This is a genomic window from Mycobacterium sp. SMC-16, from assembly GCF_046250085.1.
Classification (GTDB): Bacteria; Actinomycetota; Actinomycetes; order Mycobacteriales; family Mycobacteriaceae; genus Mycobacterium; species Mycobacterium phocaicum.
On the sequence record NZ_CP176427.1, the window covers coordinates 757,028 to 772,096 of the forward strand.

Genomic DNA, 15,069 nt, shown 5'->3' on the forward strand with positions numbered 1-15,069 from the left:
CGTTACGGCCGCGCTTCGAAGACGAGGTTGAACGGCGTCTCGGTGGCGCGCCGGAACCGGGTGAAACCGCCTTCGTCGACGACGACGTCGCGCAGCCTGGCCTCCCCGGCCTGCGCGCCGAGCGCCGGCCCGTTGCGGGCGAGTGACACCGGCACGCAGATCTGCGACGAGGCGCCGTACATCATGCGGCCGATCGGATTCAGGTTGTCCTGCAACCCATCCCCGGCGAAAGGCTCGACGATCATCGCGATGCCGTCGGGTGTGAGCGCCGTGCGGGTGTGCTGCATGACGCCGACGGGATCAGCCATGTCGTGCAGGCAGTCGAAGAACGCGATCAGGTCGAAATCCTTGTCCGCGTAGCTTGTCGCGTCGGCAACCTCGAACTTGGCGTTGGGCACGCCCGCCTCCGCAGCCCGTTCTGCGGCGACGCGGACCGACTCTGCGTGATAGTCGTAGCCGATGAACGTCGAGTTCGGGTAGGTCTGGGCCATCAGGACGGTGCTGGCACCGTGGCCGCAGCCGACATCGGCGACCTTGGCTCCGGCTTCGAGTCGCTCGACCGCGCCGTCGAGTGCCGGTAGCCACGAGCTGACGAGGTTGGCGTTGTAGCCGGCGCGGAAGAACCGCTCGGTGCCGGCGAACAGACACGGGTGGTGGTCGCCCCATTCCAGGCCGGCGCCGGTTCTGAAGTTCTCGGTCGTGCGGTCGAGGACGTGGAACACCGCCTCGATGATGTTGTAGGCGCCGGGGACGTCGACGGGCCCGTTCGGGTCGGCCAGGCACGCGGCCTGTTCCGGGCTCAGGGACCAGGCGCCGTCGTCCGCGTCGAACTGGACGTAGCCGCCGGCCGCCTGGTTGGCCAGCCACTCGCGGACGTAGCGCTCCACCGTGCCGGTCTTCTCGGCCAGCTGCGTGGACGTGAGCGGTTGGGCTGCCAAGGCTTTGTACAGGCCCAGGCGGTCGCCCAACAGGATCAGACTGGCGCTCATCGCGGCACCCATGTCCCCGATCGCCATGCCGAGAAAGTCGTTGAGCTTGTCTTCATCCACAGGCATGTCTGGACCTCCAGAAACGTGGTTGCCAGATTGACTGTACGACTGCGGAAATTCCTGAACAATGCGTAGTTTTTCGACGGTTGAACGCGTGCTGCGGCAATCGGCGCACGGGCGACGTGCGCTCCGGATTCGGGGCATCTCCGACCGATTCACGGCGCCGAATGTTATTGATCAAGGGTGCTCGTATCGGTCGGCGTCGTTCAGGTTCGCCAGTGACTCATCAGATGTGGATCGTCGCCGGCATCCTGGCCGGCGCCATCGGCCTGTTCGTGTGGGGACGTCCGCGCGCTGACATCGTCGGGGTGCTGGTGGTCGTCGCGTTGATGAGCACCGGAGTGCTGACCCCCACCGAAGCGCTGGCGGGCTTCGGCTCGCCGGTGGTGATTCTGCTGGCCGGCATATTCATCGTCAGCGCGGGTCTGGTCAACACCGGGATCACGCAGCGGCTCGGTGAATTCGTCGTCAAGGTCGGTGGCCGTAGCGAAGCGCGGCTCGTCGCGTTGGTCATGGTGCTGTCGGCCGGCATCGGCTCGGTCATGAACTCGTCGGCGATCGTCTCGATGCTCATTCCGGTGGTGCTCACCGTCACGGCCGCAACGGGTTTGAACCGTAAGCGCATGCTGATGCCGTTGTGCGTAGCGGTGATGATCAGCGGCATGATGACGTCGATCGCGTCGTCGCCGAACATCATCATCGAGGGCATCCTCAGCGAACGCGGCATCACACCGACGCTCGGCTTCTTCGGCTTCACCCCGTTCGGCGTCGTCACGCTTGCGGTGAGCGTCGTGTTCATGCTCGTGATCGGACGTAACCTGTTGAGCCGCAACCGGACCGGTGCGGCCGATGCGCAGGAACCCTCAACCTTCGATGTCATCGCGTCCTACGGTTTGCGGCCCCGCTGGCACCTGCTGCACGTGTCCGCCGATTCGCCACTGGTCGGGCAATCGGTTGCCGCGCAACGCCAACCGCTGCGCGACCGCTACGGCCTCGATCTCCTCGGCTTCGAGAAGCACACCCGCGGCGCAGCTCAGTATCTGTCGGCGCGGCCGGAAACCGTATTCGAGGCAGGCGATCTGGTTTTCACGCTCGTCGATGAACAGCAGGCGGCGGCAGTCGCGGCGGACCTGCGGTCTCAGGTGACCGGCCCGCGCGCCGACGACGAGCGCCGCGAAGTGCTGCAGAACGTCGGGGTGGCCGAGGTGATGCCGGCGCCGGAGTCGAAGTCCATCGGCATGACGCTCGGCGACCTCGATCTGGCCACCGCCCACAACGTGACCGTGCTGGCGGTCCGGCACCGCGGTCAGAACATCACCGAGAATCTTTCGAGCCGCACGCTCGACTTCGGCGACGCGATGCTGGTGGGCGGCAACTGGGACGACATCGAGCGGCTCAGCGATTCGCGCCGGAACTTCATCCTGCTGAACCTGCCCGCCGAATACGCACAGCGGCTGGTGGCGCCGGGACGGGGCCGTGCCGCGGTGCTCATCCTCATCGCCATGGTCACGTGCATGGCGTTCGGCTGGCTGCCCAGCGCCGACGCGGCGCTGCTCGGTGCGCTCGCCATGGTCGGAGCGGGGTGCGTCCGCGTCGACAGCATCTACCGGCTGATCAGCTGGAGCACCCTGGTCCTGATCGCGGGGATGCTGCCGTTGGCCACGGCGCTGGCCAAGACCGGCACGACGACGCTGATCGCTCATCACCTGGTCGACACGCTGGGCGATCTCGGGCCGACCGGCATGCTCGCGGTGGTGTTCCTGGTGACCGCGGTGGTTGCCCTGTTCATCTCGAACTCGGCGACCGCCGTGCTCATCGCGCCGGTGGCCATCGAAGCGGCCCAGGCATTGCACGTCTCGCTGCAGGGGTTCGCGATGACGGTCGCGATCGCCTGCTCCGCCGCGTTCGTCACGCCCGTGTCGTCGCCGACCAACATGCTCGTGATGGAACCCGGCGGCTACCGGTTCTCGGACTACGCGAAAGTTGGCCTGCCCCTGCTGGCGCTGACCATGGTGATCACGGTGGTCATGGCTCGGCTGATCTACCTGCCGGGCTAGCGTCCTACGCCGAGCGTGGCGGCTGGCGAGGCGACACGCGACGTGGAATCTCGGCAAGCGACACGTTCGACGGGAAAATCCTGCGTCATCGTTGCATGCGGCTGGCCGCGCTCGGTCTGGCGTGAACCGCGCACATGCGATAGGGAATTCCCTTATTTCGCGCGATCCCCGACGTTCGTAGTGTTTGACGCACACGTTCACTTGCGTAGCGAACCGTCACACCAGCCATGCGAGACCGCTGAGAGGAATCGACATGTTCAGGTCAACGCACTCGGCGATTGCAGTTGCGCTCCTCGGCGCCACCGTATGCACCACGATGATCGGCCCGGCCGCCGCCGTACCGGTGATCAGGGTGCCGCTGAAGGAGTGGCCGGCGGGATGCGAGTGGGTTCTTCGCGATAAGTTCCGAATTGATCAGGACAACGAGGTCTATGTTGACGCGACTGGCGAGAATGGCCAGGCCCACCACGCCGAGTACAGGTCTTATCCCGGCCCCCGGCTGATAACCGGCAAGGCCTGGGGCGGGATGAACTCCGACGCGGTGCACTTCAAAATGACCGTTCATTGGAACGAAACCGGCGGGCGCAACACCTACGAGGGCCAGATTGTCGGAATGTACGGCGACATTGACGGGAAGACCGTCAACGAGCGGAATCTCACCAACAGCTTTCACATCAGCGGTGGTGCCGCCTGCAAGCCGGGCACGGTAACCGATGGCAACTTGCATTGGGCGGGGTGGTTCTGAACTCGCTCGACCCACCAGGGACTACCAACCCACCGGCGCACCCAAAGGCCCCAAAACGAAAAAATCCCGGACCTGAAGTAGGTCCGGGACTATTCGTATGTCCTGCGACATCACAAGAGTGCCCCCGGCAGGATTCGAACCTGCGACACCGGCTTTAGGAGAGCCGTGCTCTATCCCCTGAGCTACGGGGGCGGCACCTATCGAGATAGGGACCCATAGGGACGACTCATGCTAAACGCCGGGCGCCGCATCGGTGGCATCGGGATTCTGATGTCGCTCACGGTGTCGCGTGGGCTGACGGTGCTGTTTGGCTGTGCGGCGCGGTGTCGGGAGCGCCGAGCTGGTCTGCGACGGCGACCACCAAGCCGCCGAGCATGAAGGCAGTGATCGCTGCGGTCAGCGTCGGAGTGCTCAGCGACGGGATGAATCGTCGAACTCCGGCGACGTCGGGGCCGCCGCCCCCGTGGTACTTGTGCGTCAGTGCGTGGCCTTTGCCTTTTTGCAGCAGGTACCGGTTTACCGGGTAGGCGGCGAAGAAGGCGACAGTCAGCGCGATCATCATCCCGATCCAGAAGACCGGATTGACCAGGCCGGCGTTCATCGCACCCGGGATCAGCGCCATGACCAGGTTGTCGACGACCTCCATGGTGGCGATCGACAGCGTGTCGGCGGCCAGGACCACGCTGAGCGCCGTGCCGATCGCCAGACCGGACTTCAGGAGCGGCAGCGTCGACAGCGTGTAGCCGAAGACGAATGCCAGCGCGATGGCCAATCCGATGGTCGCCAGGTTGGTCAGGCCGAGCGCCGTGCCGATGATCAGGCCGACGATCTCGCCGATGGCGCAGCCGGTGAGGCAGTGCAGTGTCGCGCTGACGGCCATCGCGTTGATGTTGCCGCCGTGGTGCGCATGATCCATATGGGAGCTGTGGTCGTGTCCGGCGTGGTTGTCGTGGGACTCGCTGGCCATGGTGTCGTTCCTCGTCGTCCTAATCGATCGCGTATCGGAGTCGACATCAAACATACCCCCTGGGGGTATCGATGCCAAGGTGTTGGGAACTGACGGCATCACGCCGCTTGAGGCGGCACACATATTAACCTAGTTGACATTGGATGGCGTTGCCAGAACGATGAAGGCATGAGCACTTCTGGGGATGAGACGGATTTCCACAGCGACGTGATCAGGCAGATTCGCGAAACCGGTGCGGTCGGTGGCTGGTTCGCGCAATTCGACATGCTGATCCTGCATACCGTCGGCGCCAAGTCCGGCCAGCCGAGGCAGAACCCGATGGCCTATCAGAAATCTGACGGCGACGAGATCTATGTGTTCGCGTCCAACAACGGCAACGACACGAGCTCTGCCTGGTACCACAACGCGATGGCGCATTCCGAGCGGGTGGCGGTCGAAATCGGGCCCGAAAAGTACGCGGTTCGGGTCCGCGAGCTTCAGGGCGCCGAACGGGACCGTATCTACGAGACGCAGGCCGGCCGTTTCGAGAACTTCGCCGAGTACCAGCGCAAGACCACGCGGAGAATTCCGGTTCTGGGACTTACCCGCATCGAGGGATAGCGACTCGGTCGCGGAATGCCGGAACGGCAATACGCGAAGGGGGCCGGTTCTCTGCGCGTGAAGTGCGGAAATTCCGCCATATTTACGCAATTGCAGAATCCGCCTTGCGGCGGGCCGATTTGCGAGGTCATCGCCGGGCAAATGTCAAATCGCAGCAATCGTGGTAATGGCGTTCTCGGGTTGTCTAGACTTCCGTCCAAATGTGTGAATTTGACACGAAAGCGTGCGATCCCGTCGATGTGGCGCACCAGTTGGACGCCACCGGCGTCGCGCGGGTAGCAAACGCCGTGCAATGGGATTGGGTGATTGATTCCCGGGCGGAAATCGACCGTTGTTTGGCCGCGCACGGGGAGAAAGACCATTTCGTCCTATCTCCGCAGGACGGCCACTTGGAATCGATTCACGCGTTCATGGCCAGTGACTCGGTCCGCACATTTCTCGACAATGTCGTCCGCCAGCGGTTCCCGGACCGCGCGCATGACATGGCCGGCACGGCGGTGCGCATCGTCGCCGGGCCACATGCCGACGGCGATGCCTGGTGGTTCCACTACGACGCCAGTGTCGTGACGATGGTGGTCCCGCTGTTCATCCCTGATGCGGAACCGGGCCGGTCGGGAGAGTTGGTGGGGTACTTCAACAAGCGGCCGTTCCGCCGCTCGGTGCTGGTCAACATCTTCGACAAGATCGTCCATCAGAGCGCGAGGTTCCGGCAGCGGATCCTGGAGAGCCTGGGCCGCAGCCACGGACCGACCGTCGTCGATATGAATGTCGGTGACGTGTACCTGTTTTGGGGCTATCGGAGCCTGCACGCCAACATGCCGATCGCTTCGGGGCAGCGGCGCGTCACGTTGCTCATCCACTATGGCCAGCCGCACGCGCCCAGCGGTGCGCTGGCTGCGGCCAAACGGCTGCACTGGGCGCTGCGTGGCCGCACCGACGCCACGGACCAGCCAGCTGCCGCTGGGGCGTACTGACCGGCGCGGTCCGGGGCGGGTGCGGGCTCAGCGGCAGGTGTTGGCGCTGACCCAGCGACCGTTCCAGCCGACGCAGCCCTGAACCGGTGGCGGCGGTGGTGGCGGCGGCACGTCCTCGGGCAGCGGTGCGTAGTAGGCCGGCGGCGGCGCGTACGGCGCGACGGCGCCGAAGTCGGTGCACCCACTGACGGTGATGCGTCGCCCGGCACCGAAGCAGACATCGGCGGCGGCGGTGCCCGCGGGGACGACCGCGATCAAACCGGGTACGGCGGCTGCGGCCAGTGCGGCGGCGATCAGCCGGGGGCGTAGCGAGGCGGTACGCATCAGTCGCCCAACAGCGGACGGTCGGGCTGCTCGAGGCCGCAGCGGTCACGGAAATCCGTCATGGGCTGACGGATCGCCTGAAGTTCACTGTGCGCCTGCGGGTTTGCGTTGAAGAACGTGCGGACTTCGTTAGCGACCTCATCGCGCGGCTTGCCCTGCAGGCTGCCGTAGAAATCGTTGACGTCCGGGTGCGTGAACAGGTAGGCGGAGGCGGCAGCGGCGACACCCGAAGCCACCCCGGCCAGATCCGCGGGAGTGCAGTTGGGGGCTGTCGGAGCGGCCAGCGCCTGACCCGACGTCGGCAGGGCGACGGCCATGACGGCCATGGCGGCTCCTGCGGCAGCCACGACCGCCCGCTGGGCGACCGATTTGGTGAAGACCATTGCCGTATTCCTTTCCACAGTGCCAGCTCCGGGTCGATCGACCACCGGACACAGCCGGACTGTAGCAGGCGGATTGACCCCGCCGACATTTTCTGCGCCAGTGCGGTCCAGGGCTTTGCCTGGGGTCGGTCACCGTCGTCGTCGCTGTCTTCTCGAGGTTGCCGGTCGGTGGCGTACTGGGCGGCTCCGACTTCATTCTGGCTAATCAGCCCCTGTGGTGTTTTTCACTATGGGAAACAAGATTCGCCGTGAAATCGATGTACAGGCAAACCGGACGCACGTCCGGTGCCGATACGTCCTGTGGTGCAGCGGGCGTGACGCGCTGGCCGTTTGCCGAAGCATTCGCCAAACGCGGTGAGTTTCGAGGAGTGGCCCATGGACGCTGTGATCGGTATTGCGCTCACCGCAACCACGGCGGGCGTCACGCTCGCTTCCGGCGATGTGGCGCCCCACCTTGCGGTCGACGGCGTGACCGTCTCTCTCGACGAGGGGCGATCGTCCCGTGCCCAACTGGCCGCGGCGGTGCGCCGCATCTACGCACAGGGCGCCAAACGTGGCTGCCGTGCCCGCACGGTCGCCGTCACCTGGACCGCCGACGCCGATGATCACGCCGTCGGATTCAGTGGGCTGCCCGCAGAGTTGGATGTTGATCTGCTGCCGGTTCCGCTGGCGTCGGCCGGCTCGGCGCTGGTGTCCGACACCGGAAGTACCGACACCGTCGTCTGCGTATTGGAGCCCGATGTGGAGCGCGGGCTACGGGGGTGCGCCGTTGTCGCGGGTACCGACGAGCCGCGGGCCGTCGTCGCGTCGGGACTCTATGACGACGACGCGGCCGGCTGGCTGGCCGGCATCCTCGGTGGGCTCGATCGCCAACCTCAACGGCTCGTCCTCGTCGGCGCCGACGAGCACGCGCATCCCATTGCCGCGGAACTGCCGGACCACATTCGAGTGGACTCGGAGGCCGAATCGATCCTGGCACTCGCGCATGGTGCCGCGTTGGCCTCGCCTCGCGACGGCGCTCACGGAACTGCCGACGGGACCGGCCCCAAACGCCTTGCCAGGAAGCCGGCATGGCTGACGCCGGTGGTACTCGCAGTGATGGTGCTGGTTTCGGCTCTGGTTGCGACGATGCCTCTGGGCTCCGCCGGCCCGTCGCCGGCGCCCGCGCCGCCACCGGCTCACGTACCCGCGTCCCCTGTCGTGCAAGCTCCGCCGAGTTCGAGTCCGATTCCGCCGGCCCCGGCACCCGTGGTTGTGCCGGCGCCGGCATCGGATGCGCCTCCGGTCAACCAGAAGCAGAACCAGAGCGAGACGTCCGCCGGGTTGCCCGACGTCCGAGCGACGCACGTGCCGCCGATGGGCGTCGAGCCCGCAGATCCGGCACCGCCGCACATTGCCGAGGTGCCGGACAACTGCGTCGTATTGTGCGGTTTCGTGCTCTAGGCGGTTTTGCCGGATTGGCTGACGCCGCCTCGGGGCGATTGGCATGCTTGTTCCACTATGGGTGACCTCGGAGTGTTCGGCGCCTGGCTCCTGCTGGCCATGGTTGTCGGCGGGGCGGTCTGCGTGGCGGTCGGCTGCGTGTTCGTGACGCGACGCATGATCGCCCGCGATGCGCGCCCCGAACAGAACTCGTTCCTGTCGCCGTTCCTGACTGTTGTCGGTCTGGTCTACGGCGCGCTCCTGGGATTCACGGTCGTCGTCGGCTGGCAGCAGTTCCTCAGTGCCGAGACGAACGTCGCCAACGAAGCGTCGACGTTGACGACGCTGTACCGCCAGACCGTCGCGATGCCGCAACCTGAGCAGGCGCAGGTTCGCGAGCAACTGCGTAAGTACGCCGCCGCGGTGCAGGGGCCCGCCTGGGGCATGGACGAGTTCGCCGACATCGGCAACAACGGCCGCGCCGCGCTCAGCGAGATGTATCGCATTGTGGGAACGCATAGTTCGGGACCGACGGCGAGCCCGATCGATTCGCAGTTCCTCAGTGAGCTGACGGTGTTGGCCTCGGACCGCAGCGAGCGCATCCTCAATTCCCATCAGCGCATCCCGGCGCTCCTGTGGAGTGCCCTGATCTTCGGTGGGACGGTTCTGATCCTGTTGACCTGCTTCATGCGGCTGGAGAACGCCCGCGCGCACGCGGTCCTGGTCGGAGCGGTCGCCGTCCTGTTGTCGCTGCTGCTGTACGTCATCTACACCCTCGACCATCCCTTCGGTCCGATAGGTGTTACGCCGCAGCCGTTTTCGCATGCGGTCAAGGTGTTCGACATGGTGGACCGCGGCAGCTGATCGCCGCTCCCGGAATCGATCGGCGGTCGACGGTCTATTATCTGCGTATGAATGCAGATAACCAGGTGCCGGCGCCGCTCGCCGACGACCAGGTGCGTCTGGTGGTGGAAGTGTTCCGGATGCTCGCCGACCCGACGCGGGTCCAGCTGCTGTGGGCGTTGAGTGCGTGCGAGCTGTCGGTCAACGAACTGGCCGAGCGCGTCGGCAAGCCCGCGCCGTCGGTGTCACAGCATCTGGCGAAGTTACGCATGGCGCGGTTGGTCCAGACCCGCCGTGCCGGTACGACGATCTTCTACGGCCTTGAGAACGAGCACGTGCGTCAGCTTGTCGTCGACGCCGTGCACAACGCCGAACACGCGGGTCCCGGGGTGCCGGCCCACCATCGGCAGGACCCGGGCGTGCGGAGTCTCGATGCCGACACCGCCGTGCGCAGGGGCGGCCGGCGATGAGCGGGCACCACCCTCACGGCGACCACGATCATGTGCACGAGCACGGCCACCAGCACGATCACAGCCACTCCCACGGCGGCTGGGGCGCGGTCAGAGGGCTGTTCGCTCCCCATTCCCATGACGCGGCGGACAGCCTGGACAGCGCGCTCGAATCGAGCGCCGCCGGTATCCGGGCAGTGAAGATCAGCCTGCTGGTGCTGGGTCTCACCACGGTGGTGCAGATCGCCATCGTGGTGGTGTCCGGGTCGGTGGCCCTGGCGGCCGACACGATCCACAACTTCTCCGATGCCCTGACCGCGGTGCCACTGTGGATCGCATTTGCGTTGGGCGCCAAGGCCGCAACGCGCCGCTATACGTACGGCTTCGGCCGGGTGGAAGACCTGGCTGGGTTGTTCGTGGTCGGCATGATCACGCTGTCGGCGATCGTCGCCGGCTATGAGGCGGTACAGCGGTTGATCCACCCGCAGATGATCGATCACGTGGGATGGGTGGCGCTGGCCGGACTGGTCGGATTTCTCGGCAACGAAACGGTGGCGGTCTACCGCATCCGGGTGGGGCGGCAGATCGGGTCGGCAGCGCTGGTCGCGGACGGCATTCACGCGCGCACCGACGGGTTCACGTCCCTGGCGGTGTTGCTCGGCGCCGGCGGTGTGGCCCTTGGATACCCGCTCGCCGATCCGATCGTCGGGTTGATCATCACGGTGGCGATCCTGGCGGTGCTGCGCACCGCGGTGCGAGATGTGTTCCGTCGCTTGCTCGATGGCGTCGACCCCGCACTCGTCGACACTGCCGAGCAGTCGCTGGCAGCCGAACCGGGGGTGCGGTCGGTGCACAGCGTGCGCATGCGCTGGATGGGGCACCGCCTGCATGCCGACGTCGAACTCGACCTCGATCCCGAGCTGAGCCTGGCGCAGGCCCATCGGATCGCCCACGACGCCGAGCATCATCTGGTGCACGCGGTGCCCAAGCTCACGACCGCGTTGATCCACGCATATCCCGCGCGCTAGACCCTGCCCACTGCGCCGAGTTGCTGCAGCTGCGACAAGGTGTCGACCACGCCCCAGACTTCGGCGATCAACCCGTCGGAGAATCGGATGATGAACATCTCTTCGTACACAACGGTTTTGCCGGTCGGCGCCAGTCCGCGGTACTCGCCGAGATGTGTCCCGGTCACCGTCTGGCGGGAGGCCAGCTTGTCATGGTCGACGACCATGTCGTCGACCATGACGTGAATGTCGGGGAAGGCACGCAGGAGCAGCGTCCAGATGAGCTTCATGGTGTCCGGCCCGGAACCCGCCGCGAGCGGTGAGTGGACCACGGCGTCGGGGAGGAAGACGTCGTCGATCGTGCTCACGATGTCGTCGATGTCGCCGCTGTTGCAACTGCAGTGGAATCGTTCGAAGGTCGCGACATTGGTGCTTGTGGGTGTGGTGGACATGGACCCTCCTTGCGATGTGGCGCAACGCTTCACGAGACCACCCGGCGCTCAGCTCGCGTCGCCCGTGCGGTCCGCCAGCCCCAGTCGCAGGTGCTCGCTGTGATAGACGGCTTCGTCGAGCAGTTGCGCGACGTGGTTGTCGTACAGGCTGTAGACGATGCTGCGGCCGCTCCGGGTGCCGGTCACCAGCCCGAGATTGCGCAGCAGGCGGAGCTGGTGTGAGACGAGCGACTGCTCGAGTCCGATCGCGTCGGCGAGGTCGGTTACGGAGCGAGCGCCCTGGCGCAGTTCGGTGAGGATCATCAACCGGCTCGGAGTGGCGAGTGCCTGCAGAGTCGTGGCGACCTGAGCCGCGGCGTCAGCATCGAGCCGCCCGGTGGGGCGGTCACGCCCCTCGACACCATGTCCCACGGTTGTAGTGTACTCGGGCACACACATGAAGACATATTCATTTGTTCTGATAACGTTGGCCGCATGTGTTTGCGAGGTTCGCCATGGCGACGGTGACTCAGGACGCCCGGCCGGCGATGGCCGGTGCGGCGGTGGCTCCGGCGCGCCGCGGATGGTTCGACCTGTCTGAGATGCGCTGGGCAGCAGCGGCTTTGGCGTTGTTCCTCGCCGGTTTGGTGGTGCAGCTGGCCGGTGGCCCGGCATGGGTTTGGTGGGCTCTGTATCTCGCGTGCTACGTCACCGGCGGTTGGGAGCCGGCGCTGGCGGGGCTGCAGGCGCTGCGTGAGAAGACCCTCGACGTGGATCTGCTGATGGTCGTCGCCGCGATCGGTGCGGCCTCGATCGGCCAGGTCACCGACGGCGCGCTGTTGATCGTCATCTTCGCAACCTCCGGCGCGCTGGAAGCGCTCGCCACCGCGCGGACCGAGGACTCGGTGCGCGGCCTGCTGGACCTGGCGCCCGATACCGCGACCCGGTTGTCCGACGAGGGCGAGCACGTGGTGCCGGCCGCCGAACTCGAGGTGGGCGACGTGGTGCTCGTGCGGCCGGGGGAGCGCATCTCCGCGGACGCCACGGTGATCGACGGCGCCAGTGAGGTCGACCAGGCGACCATTACCGGTGAACCGCTGCCGGTCGCCAAGACCGTCGGCGACGAGGTCTTCGCCGGCACGCTGAACGGCACGGGAGCACTGCGGATCCGGGTGGACCGACGGGCCGCCGACTCGGTCGTGACGCGCATCGCAGCGTTGGTGGAAGAGGCCTCGCAGACCAAGGCCCGCACACAGCTTTTCATCGAGAAGGTCGAGCAGCGGTACTCGATCGGCATGGTGGCCGTCACCCTTGCGGTGTTCGTGATCCCACTGCTCGCGGGCGACTCCGTGCGGGAGGCGCTGCTGCGTGCCATGACTTTCATGATCGTCGCGTCGCCATGCGCGGTGGTGCTGGCCACGATGCCGCCGTTGTTGGCGGCGATCGCGAATGCCGGACGCCACGGCGTGCTCGTCAAGTCGGCCGTGGTGATGGAACAGCTCGGCGCCGCCAGCCGCGTGGCGTTCGACAAAACCGGAACATTGACCCGCGGGACGCCGGAACTCGCCGAGATCCGTCTGCTGACAGACGATTTCACAGAAGATCAGGCGCTGACGCTGGCCGCGGCCGCTGAGCACCCCAGCGAGCACCCCTTGGGCGCGGCCCTCGTCCGGGCGGCGCTGGCGCGTCGACTGTCACTGCCGCGCGTCGCCGATTTCGTCGCCCAACCGGGCCGCGGCGTGCGGGCCACTGTCGACGGACGCGTCGTCACCGTGGCCGCGCCGTCGACCGAGAGTGCGGAGGCCGCGGCTCAGCTGGAACGACGCGGTTGCACCGCGGTCGTCATGGCGGTCGACGGTCGCGCCGTCGCGGTGTTCGGCATGACCGACGAACTTCGTCCCGACGCACACAGCGCGGTTGCCGCCGTCGCCACGCTGACGGGGCAGGCGCCCGTCCTGCTCACGGGCGACAATGATGCTGCCGCAAGGCAATTGGCCGGCCAGGTGGGTATCACCGAGGTAGGCGCAAGCCTGCTGCCGCACGACAAGGTGGCTGCGGTCCGGGACCTGCAGGTCGATGGCGGTCGGCTGGTCATGGTCGGCGACGGCATCAACGACGCGCCCGCGTTGGCGGCCGCGCACCTGGGCATCGCGATGGGTGGCGCCGGTTCGGATCTCACGCTGCAGACCGCGGATGCCGTCGTCATCGGTGACGACCTGCGCACCATCCCCGCGGTGATCGCGCTGTCGCGACGGGCCCGCCGCGTGGTGCTGGCCAACCTGGCAATCGCGGCGACTTTCATTGCGGTGCTGGTGGTCTGGGACCTCGTCGGCACCTTGCCGCTGCCGTTGGGGGTGGCGGGCCACGAAGGTTCGACGATCATCGTCGGACTCAACGGGCTGCGGCTGCTACGGCGCGGTGCCTGGGGCGTGCCCAGCAATGACGCCACGAACCCGGGCCGATGACCCGGGTTCGCAGAGTGCTGCTCAGTCCTCGTAGGGGACGAACTCGTCCTTGCTGACGCCGCAGACGGGGCATACCCAGTTGTCGGGGATGTCCTCGAACGCGGTGCCGGGGGCGATTCCGCTGTCGGGGTCACCGTCGGCAGGGTCGTAGATCATGCCGCAGCGCACGCAGATCCACAGCTGGGCGGTTTGGGTCTCGTTCATGGTGTTTCCTCGGTAAGAAGTGGTGGGGTCAGGGCTCGACGTGTGCCGGGGCGAGGCTGAATCGGTTGGCCCGCTGGAAGGTGCCGAAATCGTTGAAGCGGACGCCGTTGTCGCGCAGCACTTTCTGGCAATCGTGCTTGATCGCTTCGCGGAGGTAGAACGGGTCGCGAACCAGGAAATGGTGGATCGCATGGGTCTCGCCGAAGTTGAAGCACAGGGCGTGGAAAGGCTTGAGCCACTTGGCCGTCCACACCTGCGTCTGCTGCATCACGTTGTGCTCCTCGACGTCGCCGTAGTAGTGCATGTTGGAGCTGACGAAGTGCAGGCAGAATGTGCGTACCGCGTTCGGCGCCAGCAGCGTGACGGCGACGAAGTTCAACGCGGTCACCCAGGAACCGGAAACAGTGTTACCGGAGACGAATTCGTACACGTGCAGGCCGATGAACAGATGCCACAACGCGTAGTGGATGGTCCCGAGCGGGAAGTACAGCGCCAGCGTCTTGGCGGCCAGTTGGCGGGCTTCTTCGGGTGAGCGGGCCTCGTGCTTGATGTAGGCGGTGACGATGGCGCGTTGCCGCAGCGGCTTGGAGTAGATGCCCAGCATGGAGTCCAGCAGGCTGAGCAACCGGTGGCTGCCCCAGCCTTCGCCGTTGGTGATGCCCCGTTCCTCGAGGTCGGAATCGGTGCCCGAGACCTCGTGGTGGTGCAGGTGCAGTGTCCGCCGGATCCAGGGGTTGATGGTGCTCGGCCGGAAGAACCAGACGCCGAACATCATCGCGTTGTGGACCACGCGGTTCTGCCGGAAGTACATCGAGTGGATGAGGTCGTGCTCCAGCTCGTGCAGCAATGACAGCCAGAACGCGGTGATCAGGATGGTCGCGTACCACGGCAGGATGCCGGCCGCGTAGAGCGCGGCGTCGACGACTACGCCGGCGATCGACATCAGGAAGACCGCCATCCCGATGCTGTCCTGGTGGGCGGCCAGGAACGGATGGCGCTCGCGCCAGTCGTTGCCGATGCGGATGAGTTCGCCCCGGACCGCAGCGATGCGGTTGCGGTCCTCCTCGGCCAGGTTGCGCTCACCCGGCAGGCGGGTTGCGATGCGTGCCATGATCTCTCCATTCAAGTTAGAGAACGAATGTTCCGTAA

17 protein-coding genes and 1 tRNA gene are annotated in these 15,069 nt (G+C 66.2%); 9 read left to right on the plus strand and 9 right to left on the minus strand.

Annotated features, from left to right (window positions below; translation table 11 throughout):
* Nucleotides 1–2: 2 nt before the first annotated feature.
* Nucleotides 3–1,055 (minus strand): class I SAM-dependent methyltransferase, encoded by a 1,053-nt coding sequence (locus ACJEIK_RS03660; RefSeq protein ID WP_409431066.1) that lies wholly within the window; start codon nucleotides 1,053–1,055, stop codon nucleotides 3–5.
* Nucleotides 1,056–1,267: 212 nt separating this feature from the next.
* Here ACJEIK_RS03660 and ACJEIK_RS03665 point away from each other — a divergent pair, with 212 nt between their 5' ends.
* Both ACJEIK_RS03665 and ACJEIK_RS03670 read left to right on the plus strand, forming a co-directional pair.
* Entirely contained in the window at nucleotides 1,268–3,106 is a 1,839-nt protein-coding gene (locus ACJEIK_RS03665; RefSeq protein WP_167838045.1) for an SLC13 family permease, read from the plus strand.
* A gap of 253 nt (nucleotides 3,107–3,359) precedes the next feature.
* The gene (locus tag ACJEIK_RS03670) at nucleotides 3,360–3,851 is read left to right on the plus strand and encodes a hypothetical protein (protein WP_409431067.1); all 492 of its coding nucleotides are present in this window, start codon (nucleotides 3,360–3,362) and stop codon (nucleotides 3,849–3,851) included.
* A 119-nt stretch (nucleotides 3,852–3,970) separates the two neighbouring features.
* Here ACJEIK_RS03670 and ACJEIK_RS03675 read toward each other — a convergent pair.
* Nucleotides 3,971–4,043 (minus strand) — tRNA-Arg (locus ACJEIK_RS03675).
* 85 nt (nucleotides 4,044–4,128) lie between these two features.
* Nucleotides 4,129–4,818: a DUF4396 domain-containing protein gene (locus ACJEIK_RS03680; RefSeq protein ID WP_409431068.1), complete on the minus strand. Its 690-nt coding sequence runs from the start codon at nucleotides 4,816–4,818 to the stop codon at nucleotides 4,129–4,131.
* A 168-nt stretch (nucleotides 4,819–4,986) separates the two neighbouring features.
* Here ACJEIK_RS03680 and ACJEIK_RS03685 point away from each other — a divergent pair, with 168 nt between their 5' ends.
* Both ACJEIK_RS03685 and ACJEIK_RS03690 read left to right on the plus strand, forming a co-directional pair.
* The gene (locus ACJEIK_RS03685) at nucleotides 4,987–5,418 is read left to right on the plus strand and encodes a nitroreductase family deazaflavin-dependent oxidoreductase (RefSeq protein WP_409431069.1); all 432 of its coding nucleotides are present in this window, start codon (nucleotides 4,987–4,989) and stop codon (nucleotides 5,416–5,418) included.
* A 251-nt stretch (nucleotides 5,419–5,669) separates the two neighbouring features.
* On the plus strand, nucleotides 5,670–6,392 hold the full coding sequence (locus ACJEIK_RS03690) for a hypothetical protein (protein WP_409431070.1): 723 nt from the start codon (nucleotides 5,670–5,672) through the stop codon (nucleotides 6,390–6,392).
* Between the two features lie 27 nt (nucleotides 6,393–6,419).
* Here the strand turns inward: ACJEIK_RS03690 and ACJEIK_RS03695 are convergent, their stop codons facing one another.
* Together ACJEIK_RS03695 and ACJEIK_RS03700 are read right to left on the minus strand one after the other, a co-directional pair.
* Nucleotides 6,420–6,716, minus strand: coding sequence for a hypothetical protein (locus ACJEIK_RS03695; RefSeq protein WP_110767100.1), 297 nt, complete (start codon nucleotides 6,714–6,716; stop codon nucleotides 6,420–6,422).
* Nucleotides 6,716–7,099: a heme-binding protein gene (locus tag ACJEIK_RS03700; protein ID WP_060999942.1), complete on the minus strand. Its 384-nt coding sequence runs from the start codon at nucleotides 7,097–7,099 to the stop codon at nucleotides 6,716–6,718. Before ACJEIK_RS03700 ends, ACJEIK_RS03695 begins: the two co-directional genes overlap by 1 nt.
* A gap of 375 nt (nucleotides 7,100–7,474) precedes the next feature.
* Here ACJEIK_RS03700 and ACJEIK_RS03705 point away from each other — a divergent pair, with 375 nt between their 5' ends.
* The 4 genes from ACJEIK_RS03705 to ACJEIK_RS03720 are packed head-to-tail and all read left to right on the plus strand — an operon-like array spanning nucleotide 7,475 to nucleotide 10,841.
* Nucleotides 7,475–8,542, plus strand: a complete 1,068-nt coding sequence (locus tag ACJEIK_RS03705) for a hypothetical protein (RefSeq protein ID WP_061010372.1) — start codon at nucleotides 7,475–7,477, stop codon at nucleotides 8,540–8,542.
* A 57-nt stretch (nucleotides 8,543–8,599) separates the two neighbouring features.
* The gene (locus tag ACJEIK_RS03710; protein ID WP_060999945.1) at nucleotides 8,600–9,385 is read left to right on the plus strand and encodes a DUF4239 domain-containing protein; all 786 of its coding nucleotides are present in this window, start codon (nucleotides 8,600–8,602) and stop codon (nucleotides 9,383–9,385) included.
* A gap of 47 nt (nucleotides 9,386–9,432) precedes the next feature.
* Entirely contained in the window at nucleotides 9,433–9,834 is a 402-nt protein-coding gene (locus ACJEIK_RS03715) for an ArsR/SmtB family transcription factor (RefSeq protein ID WP_064858305.1), read from the plus strand.
* Nucleotides 9,831–10,841, plus strand: coding sequence for a cation diffusion facilitator family transporter (locus tag ACJEIK_RS03720; protein WP_061006794.1), 1,011 nt, complete (start codon nucleotides 9,831–9,833; stop codon nucleotides 10,839–10,841). The genes ACJEIK_RS03715 and ACJEIK_RS03720 overlap by 4 nt, the downstream gene beginning before the upstream one ends.
* Here the strand turns inward: ACJEIK_RS03720 and ACJEIK_RS03725 are convergent.
* Complete coding sequence (locus tag ACJEIK_RS03725) at nucleotides 10,838–11,272, minus strand: ester cyclase (RefSeq protein WP_064858306.1); 435 nt, start codon at nucleotides 11,270–11,272, stop codon at nucleotides 10,838–10,840. The genes ACJEIK_RS03720 and ACJEIK_RS03725 overlap by 4 nt on opposite strands.
* A 48-nt stretch (nucleotides 11,273–11,320) precedes the next feature.
* On the minus strand, nucleotides 11,321–11,683 hold the full coding sequence (locus tag ACJEIK_RS03730; RefSeq protein ID WP_061006796.1) for a metalloregulator ArsR/SmtB family transcription factor: 363 nt from the start codon (nucleotides 11,681–11,683) through the stop codon (nucleotides 11,321–11,323).
* A gap of 116 nt (nucleotides 11,684–11,799) precedes the next feature.
* Here ACJEIK_RS03730 and ACJEIK_RS03735 point away from each other — a divergent pair, with 116 nt between their 5' ends.
* Nucleotides 11,800–13,716: a heavy metal translocating P-type ATPase gene (locus ACJEIK_RS03735; protein ID WP_409431640.1), complete on the plus strand. Its 1,917-nt coding sequence runs from the start codon at nucleotides 11,800–11,802 to the stop codon at nucleotides 13,714–13,716.
* Nucleotides 13,717–13,737: 21 nt separating this feature from the next.
* On the opposite strand, the gene rd is transcribed toward ACJEIK_RS03735, so the two are convergent.
* Entirely contained in the window at nucleotides 13,738–13,920 is a 183-nt protein-coding gene (rd, locus tag ACJEIK_RS03740; RefSeq protein WP_073697884.1) for a rubredoxin, read from the minus strand.
* A gap of 28 nt (nucleotides 13,921–13,948) precedes the next feature.
* A complete protein-coding gene (locus ACJEIK_RS03745; protein WP_073697885.1) occupies nucleotides 13,949–15,031 on the minus strand; it encodes a fatty acid desaturase in 1,083 nt (360 codons plus the stop codon).
* Nucleotides 15,032–15,069: the final 38 nt, after the last annotated feature.